The sequence below is a fragment of the Patescibacteria group bacterium genome (assembly GCA_028716045.1).
Classification (GTDB): domain Bacteria; phylum Patescibacteriota; class Patescibacteriia; order JAQUQO01; family JAQUQO01; genus JAQUQO01.
Window position 1 is genome coordinate 425,585 of the sequence record JAQUQO010000001.1, and the last position, 22,175, is coordinate 447,759.

The window sequence follows — 22,175 nt, forward strand, 5'->3', positions numbered from 1 at the left end:
TATCCTTTTGATATGGAGAAATCAATAAGTCCCGTTATCGGCGATTAAAAAAGCCCTGTCTTTAATACGACAGGGCTTTAATTCATAGGTTTTCTAAAAATTCTTCAAATTTGTCAAAAAATGTCGATTTAACTATCGCATGGCTACAGCCAGCCGACAGAAGAAGGTTATTATAACTATCCTGGTCGGAAATGGCTACCATCGGTCCGCTGAAATCCCGCCGAAATAACTTCACGAGTTCTATGGTGTCCGGCTCGGTTCCTCCGGAAGTCAGACGACCGTCCACAAGCATAAGGTCAACATCAGGATTATCTTTGAACAACCTCTTGGCTGCGCTTTCTGAAGCGGCTTCAAGAACTTCAACTTCAGCGCCGGCGAAAATCTTTATCACGCTCACAATACCCCTACGCGATAAAGCATTATCCTCAACCAAAAGAACCTTTTTAATCTCTTTCATTTTCAATCCTCCTCTTAATTTTACAAACCTCATCCTTAGATGTTATCACATCTCCACGGATTTGTCAAGACAAGTTCAAGCGGCTGTTGCTCAGCATCATTTTTACGACCTAAGTATATAAGTAACCAAAACGTAATTTTATCTTGCCATTCCCCCTTGACAACTTAGCTAACTTATGATAAATTACTTTATTCTGGATTGTTCTAGAATTACGCACTATTTACAATTTATTTGTTACTTCCGCGGCAAAAATTTTGCCGCGGAAAGAAGAGGTAAAAGATGGACGAAAAAACAAAAAACTATATTGCGGTCGTCAACCTTATTACGGGCTTCGTTATAGGTTGTTTAGTGGCTACTCTCGTCGTAATTTTGGTATTAGAAGATGCAGAAACAACCGCCCAAACCACTACCTGCCCCGAGTCAAAACCTTGTCCGGTGTGTCAAGAACAGCCCGCCCCTAACTGCACCAACCTACCGATGGTGGTAGGAGAGGTGGAGGAAAAGGGTAGGTATGTTGGGTGGACTAGCCCCGATACATGTTGGCTAAAAATCTCATTTGTAGCCCTGCCAGAATGGGGTTTCAATGACAGAACAGTGACGTATATCTTTGTTGACGTGCCAAATGAACAATCCGTCATCTGCCAGGCTAAAATCGGCGACACATTACCTCTACGTTACGACGTGAAGACCAAAAAGGTCATTCTCAACTTCAACAATGAAGTTGAAATACGAGTCAAAGAGTAACTCAATTTCTATTGAAGATGCTTACGGGCGCGAGATGATAAAATTTATCCCCGCCCGTTTTTTATTTTTTCTTAATAATATTATTTTAGGGCTCGGCCTGCGCGAGATAAAATAGCCCTAGTTTATTAATATAAATTAGGGCTATAAAAATTACGAAACTAAACTCAAAAACTTAAGTAAAAGGCTGATTAAAAAATAGGCAATCATTAATAAAGCAAGAAGGAAACAACCAATTGTTAACGGCGATATGTGGGAATCTTCTCCTATTGTCCATATCACATTCAGGATTATTAAAATAACAGAAAAAATGAGTAACAGAAAATAATCAAACGGTCCAATCGGCCCTCCGGGCTGCCAATGGCTTGCAAGAATAGCTAATAACATTAAACCGCCGGGAAAGATGATGGCAACAATGACTGCTAAAACATGGCAAAGCCAACACCATATATAGTCAACCCATAAATCTGCTATTTTTCTTGTTAGTTTCATTATTATTCCTCCTTTTAGATATTGTGTTTTAAAATAACATCTGGTTAAATTATTTAACAAATATTGATTTTTGTCAAACGAGCGAACGGCAAGCAGGCAGATGATATTCTGACATGGTTACTAATGGGTTGACATTTATATTATATTATGTTAATTTTCCACCGTGAACATTGATAATTATTTTGAATGGAGATTTAACGAGCTTTTTGGCTCATAGAGGGGTAAACCCCGAAAGGAGAACATTGGATGATTAAAAAACCACCTCAAAATTGGGGAGAAATGACCAACATTGAGAAAGACATCTGGTGGCGCGATAACGTCTACCAGGAGGACATGCCCCAGCTCACACTGCGCGCCGCTTGTACGGGTGCCGTGGTGGGGGCCCTACTCTCGCTTGTCAACTTGTATATTGGAATCAAGACGGGGTTCGCCGTCGGAATGGGTGTAACCGCCGTGGTACTCGCCTTTTTGGCGTTCGGTATCCTATCCAAACTTGGCATTGCCAAACAAATTACCCTGCTGGAAAACAATATAGCGCAAAGCGCGGCTACTGCCGCCGGCTATATGACAGGATTACTGACTGCCTCATTGCCAGCGTACATGCTGGTAACGGGCGTAGTGTTCCCGATATGGCAAGCTATTATCTGGGCCATTGCCCTCGCCATATTGGGCGTGCTGTTTGCTTTTCCCTGGAAGAAACGGTTTATTAATTGGAATGACTATCCGTTTCCCGAAGGTACGGCGGCGGCTATTGTGATGGACGGATTGCACGGCGACAACGTAGGGGAAAAAATTAAGGCCAAAATCTTGGCGTACGGCGGCATTTTCGCAGCAATCTGGCAATTCATCATAAACGGAAAAATTGCGCTTATGATTAAAGACAAAGCTTACACCGCCGGAGAAAACCTCTTAAACTGGATACCAGCAATTAAAGGCGTTGAAGTACAAAAATGGTCGGTAAATATCGGCACTGATATGGCCATGATTGGGATAGGCGGTATCATTGGCATTCGTACTGCTATTTCGTGGGCTATAGGAGGACTGATTAGCTTCTTGATTTTGCCGCCTCTGCTGGTAAAGTACGGCGTGTTTACAACATTTGAAGAACTCAACTACCGCAGCATCATCGCCTGGACAATGTGGTTGGGTATAGCCATGATTACCTTGGCCTCGCTGTATCCCTTCATCACGAAACTCGATATGATAAAAAGCGCCTTCGCTGGTTTGCGACGCAAAGGAAAGAAAGAAGAAGATGTACTTAGGGAAATTGAACTGCCTAAATTGGTGTTTTGGGTGGGAATTCCGCTAGTAAGCATCGTGGTGATTGCCTTGGGATATTTCTTTTTCGGCATTAGTATAGAAATGGGGGTAGGCGCGATATTGCTTATCGCGATTTTCACGCTTATAGCCGTGAATTCCACGGCTCTTACTTCCTTTACGCCAGTCGGGGCGTTGGCGAAACTATCCCAACTCTACGCAGCCTTGCTATCGCCCGGCAATGCTCCGGTTAACTTGGCCACCGGCAGTATCACTGCCGAGGTAACCAGTAATGCCAGCAACCTGCTTATGAATATCAAGGCCGGCTTTATGCTTGGCGCCAAGCCACGTCTTCAGGCAATTGCCCATATTCTGGGAGCTATTTCCGGCGCCCTGGCTGCGACCACTCTCTTCTATTACCTTATCTTCAATCGCCTCGGAGGCGATGTTAGCCAGTTCGGCAGTAACACTATGCCTTTGCCAAGCGCTAAAATTTGGCAGGGTTTAGCCGTGGTGCTTAACCAAGGTCTGTCGGCCATTCCAATCTCGGCACGTTGGGCTATTTTGGCCGGCGCCTTGGTGGGCGTGGCACTGATGTGGATTGACGACCAATTTAAAGTCAAATACAAAAAACGCTTCCCTATTTGCCCGATTGGTCTTTCTCTCGGTTTTGTGGTGCCGTTTAACTATAGCGCTACTATTGCCCTGGGTGCCGTGCTGTTCTGGCTCGGTCAAAAGTTGGCTAAAAAGAAGACGGGTGGACTGCTTGACCGTTTCTTCAAACAGGACGAAGGCGGCGTGACGCTGGCCTCCGGACTCATTGCCGGAGCTGGTATTGCCGGCATCATTATCCTCTGTCTTGGATAACACTGCATCTCCAGACAAATTGGGGAAAAAATCTAGACCGCTCACAACTCGTGAGTGGTTTTTTATTTTTATTTAGCGCTAAGTCGCCCAACCTCCTTTTTGCGATCTAAGTATACGAGTTATTTCCAATACCCTGTTTCTGGGTCAATCCCTCGAGGATCATCGCCATACATACTTGTCGCAACTACATAGTTAATATAGTTATCATAAGTTAATTCTGTAATTTTACTAGCTGCCACATATACACCCAATGCTAAATAAGTGGGTTCTGTATCTTTTAGAGTTTTTAGCTCTAATTCAAGTCTTTTAATTTCTTCTTCGTCAGTATTATTCAATCCCTGGTGAGCATCGTTAATAATTTGATTTGTCATCTCTTCCATTGAGGGTAATGAACTTCTGGCCATATTTTTTCTCTTTTCTAACGCCCCTTCTAATGAATCTACAACTTGGATCCTCATTCTTCCTGAACCATGTCTAGAATCTAACATAAAAGGAACTAAATCATATCTATTTACGATGGTTTTTACTTCTTCCTCACTTAATAATTTTGAGAATGATATGACTACAGATATTTTATCATTTGGATGATTATGAATAACATAACAAATCCGTCGGTCACTCTCTTCTAAAGCTTGTTCTAATAAATCTTCATCATCATGCAAGTCCGGAATAATTTCTGCCTTGGGGCATTCTAAGTAAATGCCAGTTTTAACTGATTCTTCTTTTTTACAAGTCACTACAAAAAATAGTGATAACAAAATTAAAATTAATACCAATATAATAAAAGCTAATTTTAAATTCTTTGTGAGCATATATTTAAAGAGTGAGAGATACATTAAATCGCCCAATCTCTTTATTGCGTCTGCGCAGTAATTTTAAAAAATTTGATATTGGTACCGCCACGGGGAATTGAACCCCGATTACCAGGATGAGAACCTGGCGTCCTAACCGTTAGACGATGGCGGCAAACGTATAAACATACTAACAAAAAAATAACCCGCTAGTCAAGGGGGTTATTTGTATATTTGTAATAAATTGGCAACTAGTATTACTTTTTCTCCCACGCTTCATCCTGCCTCACTAAAAGTTCTTTGGCGCGCAACGGTTCAGCCATCACTTCCTTGGTAACTTTTTCCATTCTCATTCCCTGTGAACCCTTAATTAAAATCACATCCCCTTTTTCCATCAAATCCTGTAAATATCTTCCGGCCTCTTCGGCAAAATCAAAAGAAGCGACTTTTCCCTCCTCCATACCCATCTTTTTCGCCTCTTCGGCGATAAACCGAGCGCGTTCTCCGACGGTTATCAAAAAATCAAGATGATTTTCCGCCAACCTCCGACCAACTGCTCTATGCCCCTCTTCCGTAAAATCTCCGAGCTCCAGCATATCGCCCAACACGGCGATTCTTTTGGCGCGCTCTCCGATATTCACGTCGCGCAGCGCGTCCAAAGCGGCTAACGTTGCCAAAGGAGAAGAATTATACGTATCGTCAATCAAGACGGTCTGCTTAATTCCGGAAATTATATTCATTCTCCCCGGAGGTGCTTTATAATTTTTCAGGGCTTCGGCTGTTTCAACCAGATTCATCCCGAAAGAAGTTCCGACAGCCATGGCGGCAATCGCGGAATAAATATGCTGCCGACCCAAAACTCCCGACAAATAAACTGGCACGGTGCTGCCGGAAAAAGAAACTTTAAAACTCACACCTCCATCTATCACTCCGTTTTCATTCCTTAAATTTGACGAAAATTCCAAAGCCTTAACGTCAGCTCCGTCCTCAAAACCGAAAGTCATGAAACGGCATTTCGCGGCCTTGCTCATATTAAGAACGTTCTTGTCATCATAATTCAAAACAGCCGCTCCGTCAGCGGGTAAAGAGTTGATTAAAATCTGTTTTTCTTTGATAATCCCCTCTAAACTTCCAAAAAATTCCACGTGCACCGGCGCAATAGCCGTAACGACCCCAATATTCGGCCGAGCGATTTCCGTCAGATACTTTATATCTCCTTTTTTATCAGCGCCCATTTCCAAAACAAGCACGTCCGGATAATTTTTATTTCTCTTGATAAGCAATTTTTTTGCCGCCCAAAATATCCCCAGCCATTTGAAAAAGGATTTATTGCCCGAGGGCGCGCCGATTATGGACAAAGGCAAACCAATTTCATTATTGTAATTTCCGGAACTGGCGCGCGTTCTGAATTTAGTTTTAAGGACGGCGAAAATAGCTTCCTTGGTGGAGCTTTTCCCCACCGAGCCCGTAATGCCAATAATTTTTGGCTGGTATTTTTTAATGATTCTTTTGGCAAAAAATCGCAGGCAATTCTCTAAAATTTTTTTCATAATTATTTTTATTCACTTTTCTCGTCCGGTGGTATCTGATAATATTTTAGCACAAAATCGGCAATTTCGCCAAATAACGGCGCCACGGAAGAATCGGCAAAGGGTACGGACTTGGGATCGTCCAAACGCACCGTCGCGACAAAACGCGGATTATCTACTGGTGCAAAACCGACAAAGGAATGGATGGTGCGGCTGCCATATTTGCCTGTTCCTTTCTCCGCTACCTGCGCCGTTCCGGTCTTTCCGGCAATATAATAACCCTTAACGCCCGCTCTTTTCGGATGGCCTTCGCGCACCACGGAGACAAGCATTCCGGATACCAGAGTGGCGGCGCGGGGTGAAATAACCTGCCGCAAAACCTGCGGTTTGGTTTCAATAACTTCGCCGCTCTTTCTGACAACTTTTTTAACTATGTAAGGAGACATTAATTTACCCTGATTGGCTATGGCGCCGTAAGCCACCGTCATTTGAAGAGGGGTGGCTGTAATGCCCTGCCCAAAAGAAGCGGTGGCCATGTAAATTTCGCTGTCCTTATTAAGCGAAGAGATATTGCTGGTGCTTTCTGTTTCCAGCTCAATACCGCTCAGAGCGCCAAAACCAAAATCTTCCACGTATTTTTGAAAAAGTTTCGGACCGATTTGTCGGGCGACAAAAATCGCTCCAGTGTTGATGGAATTATTAAGCACCCCAATCATATCGCTTTGCCCATAAACCTTATCAGCGGCATTCTTAATCGTGTATTCGCCGATTTTTACAAACCCCTCGTCAACGTAAGTAGTACTCGGCACAACTTTTTCCTGGTCAATCGCCGCCGCCATGGTGATTGACTTAAAAATTGAACCCGGCTCATATTGTCCGAAAATCGCCTGATTATTAAAATAGTCTATATTTTTTACTTCCGAATATTTATTAGGGTCAAAATCCGGGTAAGAACACATGGCAAGAATCGCTCCGGTGGCCGGGTCCATAATGACGACTGACCCGGAATCGGCCCCATGGCGCAAGGCGTATTCGTTTAATTTTGCGCAGGCGAAATATTCTATATTATGGTCAATAGTCAGGACAATATCATCGCCATCAACAGCCGGCGTAAATTCTTTCTCGGTTAAAGCAATCCACCGCCCGGCCGCGTCCCTTTCCGAGCGCAAAGAGCCCTGACTGCCGGATAATTCTTTGTTAAAATATCCCTCTATGCCGTAATGGCCGACTTTTTTCTCACCAGTTAAACTTAAAAAACCAATTACATGGCTGCCGATATTTTTCTCCGGATAATATCTCCAACTTTCTTTGGCAAATCTGATTCCCGGGGACTCAAGCTCTTCAACTTTTTTCTTTAACTCCTCGCTCACCATGCTTTTTATCGGTTCATAAGGGTCATCTGCCTTGGAAAGCTTGGCAACCAATTCTTCTTTGATGTTGGCTAAAGCCACGACCCGTCGCGCCTCGGCCAACTTTTTTTCATCAGTGATGCTGTCCACGCTTTTGTTGTAAGCGTTCGGTCCGGATAAAAATTCATCATCATTATACAAAACTTCAATAAGCTGTTCCGCGGTTTGGTCCGGGTTAATAACATTTTTTGGTTCGGCGTAAACCAGATAAAAATCTTTGTTGGTGGCCGCGGGAAAAAGCTCTTCCCGTCCCGCCCGCGTATCTTGGGTATAAATCTTGCCGCGCTCCGGAAATAATTTTTGATAAATCTCGTGCTGGCCAGAAGCTAAGGCGGAATAAAAACTATGCTGTAAAACCTGTAACTGAAATAATCTCAAAATCACAAAAACGGACACTAAAAAAATAGTCGCCATAATTAAAATCAGGCGCCTATCTACGGATTCCGAAGAAATATGAAATCCGCTTCTTTTTTTACTAAAAGTTAAAATCATTCTAACTTTTAAATCTAGAATTATTCAAAACTACTGGCTTCCATTTCCTCCCATTCCCCTCTCGCTTCATTCCATTTATACGCCCGGAACTTATGGGAAAATTCGGAATCGGAATAAATATATTTGACTGCCGTTTCTCCGCCGATTCTTTTGGAGCCGACGGTTTTTTTATCTAAGACAATCGGCCGGCTAAAACGCTCCAGCTTGATTTTCCCGAGCGGCCCGTTGAAAACTATAAATTCCACAAACCCCGGTCCACTTTCTTCTCCCAAATCCTCTTTTTTTGATTCCAAAACTTCAAATTCGTCTTTAACTCTGCCGACTAAATTTTGCCATTTTTCATCTTGCATACGAAATAATTATAGCAGAAATAAAGAGGAAAATCAAATTTAAAAAATAGGCGAGGCATCATCCTAAAAATTGTAGGCGAGAATTCGAATTCTCGCCTACGCACAAGGGCCTGACCCGTCGGTCGCGACTGACGGGTCTTGACAAATTTTTAAATATATGGTATGGTAGAGCATACTTGGTTTTTGTTCGTTTAGCTACCCCATAGACTTGTAAAAGACATAATCCTTAACCTTATTTAGAAAGGAAAATACTATGGGGAAAAACAAAAAAAGAAAGCCTCAAAAAAGAGAAGGGTGGAAACCTCCTAAAAATTACTGGGAAAATTTAAAAAAAGAAGTGCTGAGAGATCGGCACGAGTTAGAAGAAGCGGATAAACAGGCCGCAAAAGCAATTAGTGAGGCATGGAATCTACTAACCAAGTAATCCAATCGCAAAAGCACCGACATAAATCGGTGCTTCTTTTATTATTTTTCGTAGGCGAGGTCGTCCTGGTTATTCAACGAGATAAACGCGACCTCGTCTATAATTTCGGAGAAAAGGCATGTCTTAAGTTTCATCGTAGGCGAGAATTCGAATTCTCGCCTACTTAACCATAACGGCTTAAACGATTTTAACGTTCACCCTTAAGATACTTTCTCCCATTCAATTCCGGCGGCAGATAATCCTGAATATCGCCTTTGTAATTATGCTCGGGATTATATTTGTAATCCTTGCCGTAGCCGATTTCTTTCATAAACTTAGTTGGGGCGTTGCGGAGGTGTAAGGGCACTCCGAGATGCGAAGTATTGCGCGCGTCCTCGGCGGCTTTACTATAAGCAGTGTAAAGCAAATTTGATTTGGACGACTTAGCGCAATAAACCACCGCCTGCGCCAGATGCACGCTGCATTCCGGCATACCGAGTTTATGGCAAGCGTCGTAAACGGCGTTGGCCTGAACCAAGGCCTCGCTATTAGCCATACCCACATCCTCACTCGCGAAGCGCACCACCCGCCGCGCGATATAAAGCGGGTCAGCTCCGCCTTCCAGCATCCGCGCCAGCCAATAAAGAGCCGCGTCAGGGTCAGAACCTCTCATGGATTTATGGAGAGCGGAAATCAGATTATAAAATTCCTCTCCTTTTTTATCAAAAATCAAATGCGTCCTTTGCAGGGCTTCTTTAATATCTTCTTTTTCTATTTTAATATTCCCCTTGCCGCGGGATTTTGCCTTGAAAGCCAGCTCTAACCCATTTAAGGCCACGCGCGCGTCTCCGCCGGAAAGCTCGGCTAAACATTCCAGCACTTCGGCGCTGATATTTATTTTATAATCGCCCAGTCCTTTTTCTTTATCGCTCAACGCCCTTTTTATAATTTTAATAATATCTTTATCCCCGAGCGGTTTTAAAATAAAAACCCGCGAACGCGACAAAAGCGCTCCGATAATTTCAAAAGAAGGATTTTCCGTGGTGGCGCCGATAAGTGTGATAACCCCCTTCTCCACGTACGGCAAAAGCGCATCCTGCTGGGCCTTGTTCCAGCGATGTATTTCATCAATAAATAAAATCGTTCTCCGACTGACTTCATTTAAATTCTTTTCCGCCCGCTTAACCGCCTCCTTTAAATCGTCCTTACCGCTCATCACTCCGGAGAGCACAATAAAATCGGAGTCAGTTTCTTTGGCAATGATATTGGCCAAAGTGGTTTTACCCACTCCGGGCGGGCCCCAAAAAATCAGCGAGGGCAAACTGTCTTTCTCAACCATCCGCCGCAACATTTTGCCTTTGCCAACGATGTGCTCTTGGCCAAAAAATTCATCAAAATTCTCCGACCGCATCCGGTCGGCCAACGGGGCATTTTTGGACCTAACTTGCTCGCCTTGGTATTGGAATAAATCGCTCATATAAATAATGTTTAGCGTTTATATTTTACTACAAAATCCAAAGTCGGTCAAAATATAAAACTTGACTAAATTTAGCAAATGTTATAAAGTTTAAAATTGTTCTTTTCTACCAACCCCCCGACAAAAGGAGAGAAAATGGGAGCTAATATTTGTGAATGCGGCAAACCCGCCAACGACAGTGTGTCTGAACAGGATAAAGATGGGCGCACCATAACTCTTTTCGGCTGTCCGTGCCAAAAAGTATGGGTCGTGACAGAATGCCATCATTGCGGAAGCGTAATAGACGAACGCGAAAAGCCGAAAAAATGTTCGTGTTGCGGACACTTTATTTGCCCGAAATGCGGCAGGTGTTCGCCAAACTGCGAACATTAAAATTCCCCCAAGAAAATACAGAGGCGCTGGGTCGCCTCTTTTTTATTGACTAAATATAAAAAATAATATAAACTTAAATCATTATTAATTATCAGTTATTTCGGGCTGTAGCGCAGTTGGTAGCGCGCATCGTTCGGGACGATGAGGCCGGAGGTTCAAGTCCTCTCAGCCCGACTGGGTCAAAAGTTAACAAAATAAAATGTCCCGCTCTATTGGGGCGATCGGAGGTTTCCGCCAAAGGCGGATCAGGTCGAATGACCTGACAAGTCCTCTCAGCCCGACCATTCGACTTCGTTCTTTGAGAAAGGAGAAATTTAAATGAATATCGAAAATCTTGTTCAAGGAAAGATAGAAAAATACGAGACAAAAAACGGGCTTGGCCATACGGCAAAAATTTTTTTAGCCCTTAGCTCCGTTAACCATCCGGAGGTGAAGGAACATAATGAAAGAGTTGCCTTACTGGCCGAAGCGATAGCGGGGAAATTGAAAAAAGATAAAAAAGCGGCTTTTTTTGGCGGGCTTCTCCACGACGTAGGAAAAATATTATTCCCCTATAAATTATTTGACGGGCACGACATAACCGGAGAGGAATATGAAGAAATTAAAAAGCACGCCCTCGCCGGCTTCAATGCCCTCAAAAATTTTCACGCTTTTACCGCGCTCTGCGCCGGGCTCCACCATGCTCTTTATATGAGAGGTTATGGTCTAAAAATTGATGACTTCCCGAAAAAGTGGGGGCTCCATACTATTAAAAAAGTTCTGGAAATTTCTGCTATTATTTCCGTGGCTGACTTTATTGACGCCGCCACCCACCGCCAGACAATACTGAAAGACGCGCCGGGAGACAAATCTTGGGAAACAATTTTGCGAGAGAAATATCCGGAAGACCAACTCATTATAGATACGGCCCTATCTCTGAACCGATGATAAAAATAACCGCCCCGAAACTCGGGACGGTTATTTATTTCTAAACGTTTGACACCTTTAAATAAAAATGATATCGTGTCATATTGTCCTAATTTTTGGACAATTTTAATAATCTTTGGTCTTTTAAAAACTATAAATAAAGGAGAAACTGAAATGAGAAAGTTAACTGGTTTTGAAAAGGAACGACGCCAATGGTTAGTGAAAGAACTTCGTTATTTAGGGCTAACCACTCCGGAAATCGCCAAGGCCATCAATTTTAGCGAATCCCTGGTTCACGCCATTCTTAAAGAATGTAAAGTTAATAAAAATAAGCAAAAAAGAACCGAAACCTTCGGTTTGGCGTTTCGGCGTTATGCTGAACTAGAAACGACAGAACTGAAAACAAGGCAAGAGGAAGAACTTTGTTGTATTTTGAGAAAATGGCTGGGGATTGAGAGAAAACGCATTGTCGATTTTTTTGAAGGCGTTGTTGAAACTTTGCAAGAGCTTACCATTCTTTTCTACCCGCCCGGATGTGAAGCGTACATCAATCTTCTCCGCGTGGTGTTCGGCGAAAAAATTTACCAAGGCATATTCTCTTCGGGAATTATGAATGATGAAATGCTTCTTAAGTATTTGCAGGAAGAAATAGACGATGAAATTGCTAAACGGTGGGAAAAATATTTGAAAGAAGTCGCCGATGGCGCTATCCCGCCTCCCCATTCTCTCGCAGGAGCAAAAGCGCCCCTAATGAGAGAATATCTTGCTGAATATCGTTCTCAAATTATGCCCACCCTAACTGACACTTCTCTCAAATACATTGACGCCATTATCTCGAGCACTCTGACTGAACGCGAAGCGCGAATTATTCGCCTGCGGTTTGGCTTAAAAGATGGTGGCGTTCCTCACACCTTGAAAGAAATTGGACAAAAGCTTGGTGTTACTCTAGAGCGTATCCGCCAGATTGAGGGCAAAGCACTCCGAAAACTCCGCCATCCGTCAAAGGGGCTTAAATATCTTGGACGACCGCTTCACAGCACTCTTGAAAAAGAGATTAAAGAAAAAACAAGGGAAATAGAAGCGGCGCTAAGGATCGCTGAAATGACAACCTTATCAAAAAAATACCCCCTGTTACCAATGCTTCTAAGACCAACAGAGGAGATAAAGTTCTCAATCCGCGCCTCTAACTGTTTAAGAAATGCTGACATTAAATATATCGGCGAACTTGTCCAAAAAACGGAAAAAGAATTGCTCAAGACCAGATACTTCGGGCGTAAATCACTCCGTGAGATAGAAGAAGTTCTAGCGGACATGGGGCTTTCTCTCGGTATGAATCTTGACGATGAACTGAAAGAAGCAATAAAACAACTCTGAGACAGAAAAATGTAATTGCGCAACGAACACAAAAGACCCCGACAACGAAGGGGTCTTTTTTAATTTAAATTAATAATGATAACTCCTGCCGGTGGAAATCATAACGGCGCGGTAGAGTTGTTCTAAAAGCACCACCCGCGCCAGTTCGTGCGGCAGAGTCATTTTGGAGAGCGACATTTTTTGGCCGACGCGAGTAAGAACGGCGCTATCAAACCCCAGTGCTCCGCCGATGACAAAAATAAAATGCCGGTTTTTATTTTCCAAATATCCCGCGAATTCCACGGACGAAAATTCTTTCCCGCGTTCATCTAGAATAATAACTTCCTCCGCGGGAAATTTTTCTAAAAAATCCATAATCCTCTCTGCTTCTACTTTCTTTGATTTCTCTTTGTCCGAATCGCGTTTAAACGGCTCGGATTTTAATTCGCACACGTTAATTTTCGCGTAAGGTTTCAAACGCTTTAAATATTCCGAGATCGCATCGCTCCAATATTTTTCTTTAATTTTGCCGACAGCTAAAATTGTGATTCTAAACATAAAAACAAAAAGCCCCGAACTGACGCCGGAGCTTTTAAATTATATTATTCTAAACTCTTGCTGTAATTAATGTTTATCTGGGTTAAGGAAGAAAACATCTCTTCGGTGTCAACACTGACCGAAACTGAAGCGCCGTCTTTTTCCGCGTCCACGGAATAAGAACTGCCTTCACTTGACTGGCTGGTTATTTTCCAGCCGTCGGCGAATAACTTTTGATAAAAACTCTTTGCCTTGGCAAATTCATCGGTTGTCTTAACGGTAACGTCAAAACTTAATTCGTAATCACTGGAATTATCGGAAACTCCGGTCACTTTGCTATCTGAAGTATAGGCCAACTCCTTGGGAAATTTTGCCGGCAAATCCAAGGACTCGGCTTTCTCAAATTCCAAAAGCTCGTACTTCTGACTTACTTTGGCTAAATTTTCCAGGGCCTTACCAGCGTCTTCCGTATCCCCTTCACCTAAGGCCTTACCTAAATCGCCCAACTCTTGCGTAGCTTTGTACTGGTCTAAAATTGACGGCTCGCCGGTGGTTTTACCACAACCGCTAAATAATACGGCGCAAAGCGGCAGCAGGAGAACTAAACCTAAAACTTTTTTGTTTAGCATAACTTATTGAGTTAATAATATTAGTTAATTATAAAATTGCCCGGCCGAAACGTCAAATGAAAATTTTTATCCCCACCGGGCAATGGTCGGAGCCCTTAACTTCATTTAAAATAAAAGCGTCTGCTAATTTGTTTTTTAACTTTGCTGATGCCAAAAAATAATCAATGCGCCAGCCGATATTTCTCGGTCGGGCGTTGAATTTATAACTCCACCACGAATACTGGATTTTCTTCGGATAAAAATGGCGGAAGGTATCAATAAAACCGGCGGATAAAAAATCATCCATACCGCTCCGCTCTTCGTCAGTAAAGCCAGCATTACCCCTATTGGGCTCGGGATTTTTTAAATCAATTTCTCTGTGCGCCACATTGAAATCGCCGCAAATAACCACCGGCTTTTTCTTTTCCAATCTTCGAACGTACTGTAAAACCCCTTTGTTAAAATTAATTTTATAACCAAGTCGCGACAACTCGTGAGTGGCATTGGGAAAATAAACGTTCAAAAAATAAAATTTTTCAAATTCCAAGGTCTGCACTCTACCCTCAACGTCAAACTCCCTAACGCCAATCTTCTCAAAATAGCCAACCGGCTTTATTCCTTTTTTTAATAAAACCGCCGTGCCGCTGTATCCCGGACGGACCGCCGGATTCCAATACTCGTCATAATCCCGAAAGTCAAATTTTTCCTTGAGTCGGGCCTCGTTGGTTATTTTTATTTCCTGAATTCCTAAAATATCCGGCTGGTATTTATCTAAAAAATCAACAAAACCATTCCGCACCGCCGCGCGGATACCGTTGACGTTCCAAGACATTAGTAAGAGATTTCCCATATTTATTCAGTATAACAAAAAATCGCCTAGGCGGCGATTTTATTAAATTTTTTTAATTCCTCCAAACCGTGTTCAAAAAACCTCACGGCTCTGGCGGGATTTTTGCTTTCCTTGCCCCTTACCAAATCTTTCTTAGCACAAGACAAAATTTCCGGGGATAAACGTTTGGCCAGCGAACCTATTTTTCCGGCTAATTCCTTCTCCAGTAATTCGCGGCGTTCCTGCCATACTTCGTATTCTCTCTTTTGTCTTTCCGTCGCTTCCACGGCGGCATCCAGCTTCCGCGAGTTTTCTTCCGCCCGCCGCTTCGCTTCCTCTTTTGCTCGTTTCTCTTTCGCTTCAACTTCTCTTTTGAAACGCTCTTCTTCCATCTCGTGATGGCTTATCTCCTCCTGCGCCGCTTTTATTATTTCCCCATCGCGTTCACTACTTTTCAAAAGTGCGGCATAAGTTATACGAGGGTTCCAAAACGCCTTAAAAATATTGGGCTTAAATTCCGGGCGAAGCAACCTTTGCGTCTTCCATACCCATAATATAACGTAATAATAAGCAACAAACGCCCATAAAAAATGGCCCAGCAAAACTCCTAGAAAAAGATAAGGGTCCTGTCCAGCGTATAAACCGACCAAAAATACGAGTACTCCAAGTATGATAATAGCAATGGAAATACCCCTGTTTCTCTTTGCCCAGCTAAGTCTTTTTTCCATTTTGTTCCTCCTTGATTTTTTGATTTTGAAAAGAGCTTACTAAATATACTATAAAAAATCTGCCAATCTGTCAAGACCCGTCAGTCGCGACTGACGGGTCAAGACACGTCGATTGCGACCGACATGTCAAGCGTCCATAAAAATTACGCCGACCGTAGCGAATACCGGCAGCCGCAATAGTTTTGGCGGTAGATTTTTCTTTCGGCAATCATTTTTTGCGCCCTTTCCTGCCGCCCGACGGTTTTCCAGTCAGCTTCATAAAATTTAATGCCATATCTCTCACCCAACTCCAAACCGATGGGATTTATCACCTCGGCTTTTTTGTTGTGGCCGCTGGTCAAACTTGTCCCAAAATAATCAAAACTATTATCTTTGCCGTAACGCGCCGCTCTCTCCAAACGCAGGTTAAAACAGGCCGCACACCGCGCTCCGCCCTCGGGCTCATTTTCCAAACCACGAATCGCCTCCTCCCAATCCGCCGGCTCGTAATCCATGTCAATCATTGGAATCCCCCACTCGCGGCAAACGCGCACTACCTCCGCTTTACGTTTTAGATATTCCTCTTCCGGAAAAATATTAGGATTATAGAAAAAAACAGTTAGGTCAAACCGTTCTTTCAGCTCTTCAATAATAACAATACTGCAAGGCGCGCAACAAGTATGGAGTAAAAACTTTTGAAACATAATCATTCCTCTAAAATAATAAAAAATGGGCGCGATGATTTTCGACAAAATCGACTACTCTTTATGTCTGGCAAATCTCACTCTGTCTATATCAGTCAAAAGTTTTTTGCGCAGACGGACGCTCTTGGGGGTAATTTCCAGATACTCATCCTCGGCCATTACCTCCATACCGCGCTCCAAGGTCAGGGGCAAAGGCGGAGTAAGTTGAATGGCAATGTCCGCGTTAGAGGAACGCATATTGGTCAAATGTTTACCCTTGATTGGATTAACCGTCAATTCCTGCCCCTTGGCGGTATTGCCGATAACCTGTCCTTCATATACTTCCACATTCGGGGCTACATAAAGCACACCCCTTTCCTGAAGATTGGAAAGAGAGTAAGCCAGCACCTTGCCCGTTTCGCCGGAAATCATGGAACCGACATCTCTCTTTTCAATTTCTCCGACATAAGGGTAAAAACCAATAAATTCACTGCACAAAATTCCCTCCCCGCGAGTGTCCACTATAAATTCGTTGCGATAGCCGAGCAAGCCGCGAGTGGGTATTTTATAAATTAGCCGCGCGTGATTTTGTTCGGGGCGCATTTCTATCATCTGGCCTTTTCTTTTGGACATCTTTTCTATAACCGGACCGGCAACATTTTGATTAATATCAATGGTGACTTGCTCAAACGGCTCATGCCGCACGCCGTCAATCTCTTTGATAATCACTTGCGGTTGGGAAACCTGCAATTCAAATCCTTCGCGGCGCATATTTTCCAGCAAGATGGCGATATGCAATTCTCCACGGCCATAAACTTTGTAATATTCCACCGGAGAAAAATCTATTTTTAAACCAACATTCACTTCCAGCTCTTTTTTTAAACGCTCCTTAAGTCGGCGGCTGGTCACATATTTTCCTTCCAGACCGGCGAAAGGAGAATTGTTCACTAAAAAATTCAAGGAAATAGTCGGCTCGTCAATTTTAATCGCCGGCAATAATTCCTGGTCAGCTTGCGAGCAAACCGTATCCCCGATGTAAATATCCGGCAAGCCGGCCATCATCACAATGTCCCCGGCTAAAACTTCCGGCATTTCTTTTCTTGTAATGCCTTCAAAAGTAAATAATTTAGTAATGGCTCCGGGAATAATCTCGCCGCTATGTTTTTTTATGAATACTTTGTCGCCGACACCAATCCGCCCGTCATAAACTCGGCCGATGCCCAAACGCCCCAAATAATTATCATAAGCCAAATTAAACGGCTGAAAAGCAAACGGCAAAGTTATATCTGTCTTCACCGGAGGGACTTTGGCGAGAATCGTGTCTAAAAGCGGCACCAAATTTTCGGACTCGTCCTGCAACTTCATTTTAGCGATGCCTTGCTTGGCAATCGTGTACACTGTGGTGAAATTAAGCTGTTCGTCATTGGCACCTAAATCCATAAAAAGCTCTAAAACTTTTTCCTGCGCCCACTCCGGCCGAGCCGCCGGTTTGTCAATTTTATTTAAAACCACAATGGGCTTAAGGCCTAGTTCCAATGATTTTCTCAAAACAAACTTGGTTTGCGGCATCGGACCCTCCTGGGCGTCAACCACCAGCAATACCGAATCAATGGAACGTAAAACCCGCTCCACCTCCGAACCAAAATCAGCATGGCCCGGTGTGTCCACGATATTAATCTTTGTTCCCTTATAAAATACGGACGTATTTTTGGAATAGATGGTAATCCCGCGCTCCATCTCCAAAGCGTTGGAATCCATGCTGATACTATCATCGCTAACCATGCCGGTTTGGCGCATCAAAGCATCGGTCAATTTGGTTTTGCCGTGGTCAACATGGGCGATAATTGCGATATTTCTTATTTCCATAAAATGTCTAAAGGAGGTTAAACTATAAGTATATATTAAAATGGAAAAAATATCAAGACTATTTTAAAACCACCCGAGGGCGGCTTTAAATACTTCCTCAATATCACGTTTTTAAATCTGACCGATAATCATGTTAGGATATTTGCGACTAGACAGCGTTCTAACATACAATTTGGCTACGAGAATTAAAGGTGTTAGCATTTTAGGTTGTTTGTTTTATCATTTATCAATCGTATCATAATTTCACACCAAGCTTTGATATCTTCATATCGTGTGGAATAAAAATCTGCCGATTAGTTCTTAAATTCTCAGCTACGGCCTTTCTTAATGAATATTGCAAGATCACATCGCCACTTCCTGAATGATGACCCAAAGCTCTAGTTGTAGAATCAAGACCGTTTCTTTCTTCTTTAATATTCACTGGCTTTATCGGCACTTTCTGTCCTCGAAATTTAGCAACAATTAGTCGTCCTGACACAATCGAAAAATTAAATGAAATCAGGCCAAAATAATCATTTGCATTAAGAACGACATCAAGCGGGGTTATTTGCTTCTGATATTTTGGCAATTCATTAAAGTTTTTAATTAAATCTTTTAGTATCTCCTGAAAACCAATCTCTGATATTTTTTGTCTCTCCCCGCATTTTTGAACAATGATATATTTTTCGCCATCATTATTTTTGTGTTTTATACTCACACGGCCACTAGCATGCCACGATACGTGATCTATCTCCTTTTTAACTTCATCGTTCTGGCTATCTATAAACTTAGTAGATGGTATGTATAAAATATCTCCCGTATATGTTCTAATAATAATCGTCCCGACGTTAAAATAATCCTCCCTAGATTTAATAATAACCTTATAGTCAACTGATTTTTTAATTTTCCCGGCAATTTCTTCCATAGTTATGAGAGAAAAAACTTTTCTTTTTTATAAACTCTTGTCAGCTTTTCTCTCTATCTTCTGTCAACTTCTATCAATTTTGCTGCGGATAATAGACGATGTTAAAACCTGCCTAGCGCTTCTTTCGCATAAAACTTAACAGCGGGACTAATATCAAATTCGGATTTCTCCAAATCTTCTTTGCTAAACCATCTTATATCTTTGTGCTCCACTTCATTAAATATAAATTTATCTGATTTAGCTTTCGCAAAATATACAAGCCCTACGTGTTGATGGGTTTCTGAAATTTTATGAATATCTAAAAATGACGGAGTATATAAAAATTTAGTCCCCTTGGATTCAATGGTTGGTTTTTCGCTTAAAACTTCTATTTCTAATCCGCATTCTTCTTTCGTCTCTCTAAATAGGGCTTCTTCCAGATCTTCGTTCAATTCAATGTGCCCACCTATAGGCAACCACCTATTAAGCTGCCTATGATATATTAAAAGCACCTTATCTTCATGAACAATAAATATACTTACTATAAAATCTATGAGATCGTGAATGTGTGACATGTTTGTATTTTATTTTAATAACAATCTTCCAACTCTTTAGGTTCGCAAATTCTTTCCAACTTTTTCGTTTATCCCCTACTTAATCCCATCAACTTTACTCCGAACGCTGAACAAAATCCGGAAAGGGGCATAATATTTAGCATAAATTAAATCTCCCCGTATCGTGAACAATATTAAAATCTGAATCTGCCCAAGCCAATTTAGTTGTTGATCTAATTACCCTGATTAGGTTGTGGCGGTTGTTGGGGCTGATTAGGTGGCGCGGGCGGGCTGGGCTGTGTGGGTTGAGTTGGCGGCGTGGGCTGGGCGGGCGGAGTTGGTTGGGTCGGTAATGTTGGCTGGCTGGGCGGAGTCGGCTTAGCGGGTTTAGCGGGCTGCTCTGACTCTCCGGACTGCGTCGGTTTAGCGGGCTTACTAGGTTTAGTGGGCTGTTCGGGCGGAGTCGGTGGCGTTGGTTGACCGGATTCTGTGGATGGAACGGGTTGAGTGGTCTGTTCCGGTTTGACGGGCTTGGCCGCCTTTTGACAGTTCATTACACAAACATCCTTGTTAGTCGTACAGGCGGAGCTTTTCGCGGTAACTAGAGCGTGACAAGCGGTCTCTGCTGAATCGCATACCCTGGCAATACACGCACGCATCACTTCTGCTGTCGAACGGTTACCTTCAGCGTCTTTGGTCTCACATGTTACTTCTCTGCAATACTGTCCTTGTGAACGGCAAGCCTCGGTCTCCACACTTAGTGCAGAGATACAATCTCTTCCAGTTAATTCACAATCTTCAATACACTTCACCGGATTGGGATTAGTATTCTGACCTTGTCCTCCTCCTTGACCAGAACCCGGATTAAAACCCTCGCCTTGATTGGGACCGCTATTACTCGGACCACCATCTTGGCCCCCGCCGCCTTGTCCCTGCTCTCGATCACCTTGACTACCTTGATTTTGTCCATCTTGACCCTCTGGACGAGCCGGAGGAATTGGGGTAAATGATTCAAAACAAGTTTTCATTTGTGTGCCGATGGTTGGGTTGGGCATCACGCTTCCGCTTTTTAATTTTTCAATGGTATCTGCGCCTAAAGAGGAAGTCAGACAAACCGAAATTTCCGCCGGCATATTATTAAGAGATTCTTGTATTTTTTGTTGGCCTTCCTGCATGGTCTTCTGGTCTTCCTCGGAAATCATGCCATTGTCTTTGGCAAAATTGAAACAAACTTCGGAATTGGCCGCGGCGTTGCAAAAGGCGTCGCATTCTTCCTTAGTTTTACATCCGCCGGGACCTTCACCGCCGGTTTTCATGGCCGCTTGCGCTTCATCGGTAGTCATTGCTCCCGTGGCCTCGGCAAATTTAACGCATTCTTCAAAATGGGCCTCTTGAGAACAATAATCCTGGCATCCCTCTTCGCCGCAGCCGGGGAGCTCGACTCCTTCTTCCATGGCATTAAGCATTTTTTGCAATTGTCTCATCTTTGGAGGAGATAGGATTCCCGCTGTTGTAGCAAAACTTCCGCATTCGGCCGCGTGTTCCGAACCTTCGCGACAATAAACTTCACATTCAGTACCATGACACGGAGGCACGGCGCCATTTTTTATGGCGGTTAAAACTTTTCGCGCGTTTTCCTGCTCCGCGGCCGGCAAAATTCCGGCTTCGGTGCCGAAGTTTATGCACGCTTCCATGCCTTTGGCGGACGCGCAATAATTTTCACAATCTTTCCGGCCGGTGCAGCTTAAGGGCTTAACGCCGCTTTTAACGGCGGTGACAATCTTCTTAGCTTCTTGTAAATCTTCTTCGGGCAGTAACTCGTTTTTCTCCGCGAAAGCAACGCAGGTTTCCAGATTGTCTTTGTTATCGCAATAATCCTCGCAAGCGTCCGTTCCCTGGCATTCGCCGGGGCCGGTCATGCCGACGGCCTGGAACTTTTTGGCCGCGGATACCTCTTCCGCCTTCATTAAGCCGTGGTCTTCGCCGAAGGCGAGACAGACATCGGTATTCTTCGTCTCATTGCAAAAAACTTTGCAATCTTCCCTGTCTTTGCAATTTCCCAATTCCTTGACGGGATACTGAACGCTTTCCACGGCGGTTTGATTTTGAGCTTGAGGTGTCTCTGTTTTAACCTCTTCTTGCGCCATTGCGAATGAGCCGATGACAAAAACGGAGATGATCGCAAACGAAACTACGATTAAAACTCTAAAAATATTTTTGTTCATATTTTTATTCAAAAGGATTAGTTTTTATATTTGAAAAAGGATTGGTATTTTTATACGGATTGGCGTCGGGAACATCTTCCAACGGATTAATTACTACGGCGTCCATGTCCGGCAAAACGCCCTTGGCCACGCCTTGGTTGATGGATTCGACCGCTTCTTGAATATCCGTAACCGCTTGTTCGGCTTGTTTGGTAACGGAAGGTTTGTGAAATTTAATCCACAAAAAACAACCTCCTCCGGCCAAGCCCAGGATTAACATCGCCAAAACGACGATTAATAATTTTTTGTTCATATGGTTTTTTATTTATATGGTCCTTTTATAATTAAATTTATTTAAAAATAAAACATAAACTATTGCTAAAAATGATCAAGTCACTCCGTAGCTAT

The 22,175-nt window shown here is 43.0% G+C and carries 22 protein-coding genes, 2 tRNA genes and 2 pseudogenes; 8 read left to right on the forward strand and 18 right to left on the reverse strand.

What is annotated here, in order from left to right; translation table 11 throughout:
• Positions 1–82: 82 nt before the first annotated feature.
• Positions 83–457, reverse strand: a complete 375-nt coding sequence (locus PHG22_02170) for a hypothetical protein (GenBank protein ID MDD5490582.1) — start codon at positions 455–457, stop codon at positions 83–85.
• 348 nt (positions 458–805) lie between these two features.
• Between PHG22_02170 and PHG22_02175 the strand changes: the two genes are divergently transcribed.
• Positions 806–1,201, forward strand: coding sequence for a hypothetical protein (locus tag PHG22_02175; protein ID MDD5490583.1), 396 nt, complete (start codon positions 806–808; stop codon positions 1,199–1,201).
• A gap of 150 nt (positions 1,202–1,351) precedes the next feature.
• Here PHG22_02175 and PHG22_02180 read toward each other — a convergent pair whose 3' ends face one another.
• Complete coding sequence (locus tag PHG22_02180) at positions 1,352–1,690, reverse strand: hypothetical protein (protein MDD5490584.1); 339 nt, start codon at positions 1,688–1,690, stop codon at positions 1,352–1,354.
• 246 nt (positions 1,691–1,936) lie between these two features.
• Between PHG22_02180 and PHG22_02185 the strand changes: the two genes are divergently transcribed.
• Entirely contained in the window at positions 1,937–3,814 is a 1,878-nt protein-coding gene (locus PHG22_02185; protein ID MDD5490585.1) for an OPT/YSL family transporter, read from the forward strand.
• Between the two features lie 119 nt (positions 3,815–3,933).
• Here PHG22_02185 and PHG22_02190 read toward each other — a convergent pair whose 3' ends face one another.
• The 5 genes from PHG22_02190 to PHG22_02210 all read right to left on the reverse strand — a co-directional run bounded on the left by PHG22_02190 (position 3,934) and on the right by PHG22_02210 (position 8,385).
• Positions 3,934–4,626, reverse strand: a complete 693-nt coding sequence (locus tag PHG22_02190) for a hypothetical protein (protein ID MDD5490586.1) — start codon at positions 4,624–4,626, stop codon at positions 3,934–3,936.
• Between the two features lie 79 nt (positions 4,627–4,705).
• A tRNA-Glu gene (locus PHG22_02195) sits at positions 4,706–4,780 on the reverse strand.
• 82 nt (positions 4,781–4,862) lie between these two features.
• Positions 4,863–6,155 carry a UDP-N-acetylmuramoyl-tripeptide--D-alanyl-D-alanine ligase gene (locus tag PHG22_02200; GenBank protein MDD5490587.1) on the reverse strand — a complete coding sequence of 431 codons (1,293 nt, stop codon included), beginning with the start codon at positions 6,153–6,155 and terminating at the stop codon, positions 4,863–4,865.
• 8 nt (positions 6,156–6,163) lie between these two features.
• Positions 6,164–8,035 carry a penicillin-binding protein 2 gene (locus tag PHG22_02205; GenBank protein MDD5490588.1) on the reverse strand — a complete coding sequence of 624 codons (1,872 nt, stop codon included), beginning with the start codon at positions 8,033–8,035 and terminating at the stop codon, positions 6,164–6,166.
• Between the two features lie 20 nt (positions 8,036–8,055).
• Complete coding sequence (locus tag PHG22_02210) at positions 8,056–8,385, reverse strand: hypothetical protein (protein ID MDD5490589.1); 330 nt, start codon at positions 8,383–8,385, stop codon at positions 8,056–8,058.
• 253 nt (positions 8,386–8,638) lie between these two features.
• On the opposite strand from PHG22_02210, the gene PHG22_02215 reads away from it, so the two are divergent.
• Positions 8,639–8,809: a hypothetical protein gene (locus PHG22_02215; protein ID MDD5490590.1), complete on the forward strand. Its 171-nt coding sequence runs from the start codon at positions 8,639–8,641 to the stop codon at positions 8,807–8,809.
• A gap of 187 nt (positions 8,810–8,996) precedes the next feature.
• Here the strand turns inward: PHG22_02215 and PHG22_02220 are convergent, their stop codons facing one another.
• Complete coding sequence (locus PHG22_02220; protein MDD5490591.1) at positions 8,997–10,265, reverse strand: replication-associated recombination protein A; 1,269 nt, start codon at positions 10,263–10,265, stop codon at positions 8,997–8,999.
• Between the two features lie 135 nt (positions 10,266–10,400).
• Between PHG22_02220 and PHG22_02225 the strand changes: the two genes are divergently transcribed.
• The 5 genes and pseudogenes from PHG22_02225 to PHG22_02245 all read left to right on the forward strand — a co-directional run bounded on the left by PHG22_02225 (position 10,401) and on the right by PHG22_02245 (position 12,917).
• Entirely contained in the window at positions 10,401–10,637 is a 237-nt protein-coding gene (locus tag PHG22_02225) for a hypothetical protein (GenBank protein ID MDD5490592.1), read from the forward strand.
• A 101-nt stretch (positions 10,638–10,738) separates the two neighbouring features.
• Positions 10,739–10,811 (forward strand) — tRNA-Pro (locus PHG22_02230).
• A gap of 144 nt (positions 10,812–10,955) precedes the next feature.
• Positions 10,956–11,564, forward strand: a complete 609-nt coding sequence (locus PHG22_02235) for an HD domain-containing protein (protein MDD5490593.1) — start codon at positions 10,956–10,958, stop codon at positions 11,562–11,564.
• A 765-nt stretch (positions 11,565–12,329) separates the two neighbouring features.
• Positions 12,330–12,527 (forward strand): annotated as a pseudogene (locus PHG22_02240) (sigma factor-like helix-turn-helix DNA-binding protein).
• Between the two features lie 150 nt (positions 12,528–12,677).
• Positions 12,678–12,917 (forward strand): annotated as a pseudogene (locus PHG22_02245) (DNA-directed RNA polymerase subunit alpha C-terminal domain-containing protein).
• Positions 12,918–12,986: 69 nt separating this feature from the next.
• Here PHG22_02245 and PHG22_02250 read toward each other — a convergent pair.
• The 10 genes from PHG22_02250 to PHG22_02295 form a co-directional block, all read right to left on the reverse strand.
• Complete coding sequence (locus PHG22_02250) at positions 12,987–13,454, reverse strand: 23S rRNA (pseudouridine(1915)-N(3))-methyltransferase RlmH (GenBank protein ID MDD5490594.1); 468 nt, start codon at positions 13,452–13,454, stop codon at positions 12,987–12,989.
• A gap of 44 nt (positions 13,455–13,498) precedes the next feature.
• Positions 13,499–14,062: a hypothetical protein gene (locus PHG22_02255; GenBank protein ID MDD5490595.1), complete on the reverse strand. Its 564-nt coding sequence runs from the start codon at positions 14,060–14,062 to the stop codon at positions 13,499–13,501.
• Between the two features lie 52 nt (positions 14,063–14,114).
• A complete protein-coding gene (locus PHG22_02260) occupies positions 14,115–14,891 on the reverse strand; it encodes an exodeoxyribonuclease III (protein ID MDD5490596.1) in 777 nt (258 codons plus the stop codon).
• A gap of 26 nt (positions 14,892–14,917) precedes the next feature.
• Complete coding sequence (locus tag PHG22_02265; protein ID MDD5490597.1) at positions 14,918–15,598, reverse strand: hypothetical protein; 681 nt, start codon at positions 15,596–15,598, stop codon at positions 14,918–14,920.
• A gap of 143 nt (positions 15,599–15,741) precedes the next feature.
• Positions 15,742–16,281, reverse strand: coding sequence for an epoxyqueuosine reductase QueH (locus tag PHG22_02270; protein ID MDD5490598.1), 540 nt, complete (start codon positions 16,279–16,281; stop codon positions 15,742–15,744).
• A 54-nt stretch (positions 16,282–16,335) separates the two neighbouring features.
• Positions 16,336–18,126 carry a translational GTPase TypA gene (gene typA / locus PHG22_02275; protein MDD5490599.1) on the reverse strand — a complete coding sequence of 597 codons (1,791 nt, stop codon included), beginning with the start codon at positions 18,124–18,126 and terminating at the stop codon, positions 16,336–16,338.
• Between the two features lie 235 nt (positions 18,127–18,361).
• Complete coding sequence (locus tag PHG22_02280) at positions 18,362–19,030, reverse strand: hypothetical protein (protein MDD5490600.1); 669 nt, start codon at positions 19,028–19,030, stop codon at positions 18,362–18,364.
• A gap of 101 nt (positions 19,031–19,131) precedes the next feature.
• Positions 19,132–19,584 (reverse strand): NUDIX domain-containing protein, encoded by a 453-nt coding sequence (locus PHG22_02285; GenBank protein MDD5490601.1) that lies wholly within the window; start codon positions 19,582–19,584, stop codon positions 19,132–19,134.
• 212 nt (positions 19,585–19,796) lie between these two features.
• Positions 19,797–21,788: a hypothetical protein gene (locus tag PHG22_02290; protein MDD5490602.1), complete on the reverse strand. Its 1,992-nt coding sequence runs from the start codon at positions 21,786–21,788 to the stop codon at positions 19,797–19,799.
• 4 nt (positions 21,789–21,792) lie between these two features.
• Entirely contained in the window at positions 21,793–22,080 is a 288-nt protein-coding gene (locus PHG22_02295; protein ID MDD5490603.1) for a hypothetical protein, read from the reverse strand.
• Positions 22,081–22,175 lie beyond the last annotated feature (95 nt).

Bases quoted from the DNA above. Each gene is read 5' to 3' on its own strand.
- PHG22_02255 (MDD5490595.1), bottom strand. From the start codon at position 14,062: ATGCTAAACAAAAAAGTTTTAGGTTTAGTTCTCCTGCTGCCGCTTTGC.
- PHG22_02210 (MDD5490589.1), bottom strand. From the start codon at position 8,385: ATGCAAGATGAAAAATGGCAAAATTTAGTCGGCAGAGTTAAAGACGAA.
- PHG22_02235 (MDD5490593.1), top strand. From the start codon at position 10,956: ATGAATATCGAAAATCTTGTTCAAGGAAAGATAGAAAAATACGAGACA.
- typA (MDD5490599.1), bottom strand. From the start codon at position 18,126: ATGGAAATAAGAAATATCGCAATTATCGCCCATGTTGACCACGGCAAA.
- PHG22_02170 (MDD5490582.1), bottom strand. From the start codon at position 457: ATGAAAGAGATTAAAAAGGTTCTTTTGGTTGAGGATAATGCTTTATCG.
- PHG22_02215 (MDD5490590.1), top strand. From the start codon at position 8,639: ATGGGGAAAAACAAAAAAAGAAAGCCTCAAAAAAGAGAAGGGTGGAAA.
- PHG22_02185 (MDD5490585.1), top strand. From the start codon at position 1,937: ATGATTAAAAAACCACCTCAAAATTGGGGAGAAATGACCAACATTGAG.
- PHG22_02295 (MDD5490603.1), bottom strand. From the start codon at position 22,080: ATGAACAAAAAATTATTAATCGTCGTTTTGGCGATGTTAATCCTGGGC.
- PHG22_02250 (MDD5490594.1), bottom strand. From the start codon at position 13,454: ATGTTTAGAATCACAATTTTAGCTGTCGGCAAAATTAAAGAAAAATAT.
- PHG22_02225 (MDD5490592.1), top strand. From the start codon at position 10,401: ATGGGAGCTAATATTTGTGAATGCGGCAAACCCGCCAACGACAGTGTG.
- PHG22_02200 (MDD5490587.1), bottom strand. From the start codon at position 6,155: ATGAAAAAAATTTTAGAGAATTGCCTGCGATTTTTTGCCAAAAGAATC.
- PHG22_02270 (MDD5490598.1), bottom strand. From the start codon at position 16,281: ATGTTTCAAAAGTTTTTACTCCATACTTGTTGCGCGCCTTGCAGTATT.
- PHG22_02280 (MDD5490600.1), bottom strand. From the start codon at position 19,030: ATGGAAGAAATTGCCGGGAAAATTAAAAAATCAGTTGACTATAAGGTT.
- PHG22_02290 (MDD5490602.1), bottom strand. From the start codon at position 21,788: ATGAACAAAAATATTTTTAGAGTTTTAATCGTAGTTTCGTTTGCGATC.
- PHG22_02180 (MDD5490584.1), bottom strand. From the start codon at position 1,690: ATGAAACTAACAAGAAAAATAGCAGATTTATGGGTTGACTATATATGG.
- PHG22_02265 (MDD5490597.1), bottom strand. From the start codon at position 15,598: ATGGAAAAAAGACTTAGCTGGGCAAAGAGAAACAGGGGTATTTCCATT.
- PHG22_02260 (MDD5490596.1), bottom strand. From the start codon at position 14,891: ATGGGAAATCTCTTACTAATGTCTTGGAACGTCAACGGTATCCGCGCG.
- PHG22_02285 (MDD5490601.1), bottom strand. From the start codon at position 19,584: ATGTCACACATTCACGATCTCATAGATTTTATAGTAAGTATATTTATT.
- PHG22_02220 (MDD5490591.1), bottom strand. From the start codon at position 10,265: ATGAGCGATTTATTCCAATACCAAGGCGAGCAAGTTAGGTCCAAAAAT.
- PHG22_02205 (MDD5490588.1), bottom strand. From the start codon at position 8,035: ATGATTTTAACTTTTAGTAAAAAAAGAAGCGGATTTCATATTTCTTCG.
- PHG22_02190 (MDD5490586.1), bottom strand. From the start codon at position 4,626: ATGCTCACAAAGAATTTAAAATTAGCTTTTATTATATTGGTATTAATT.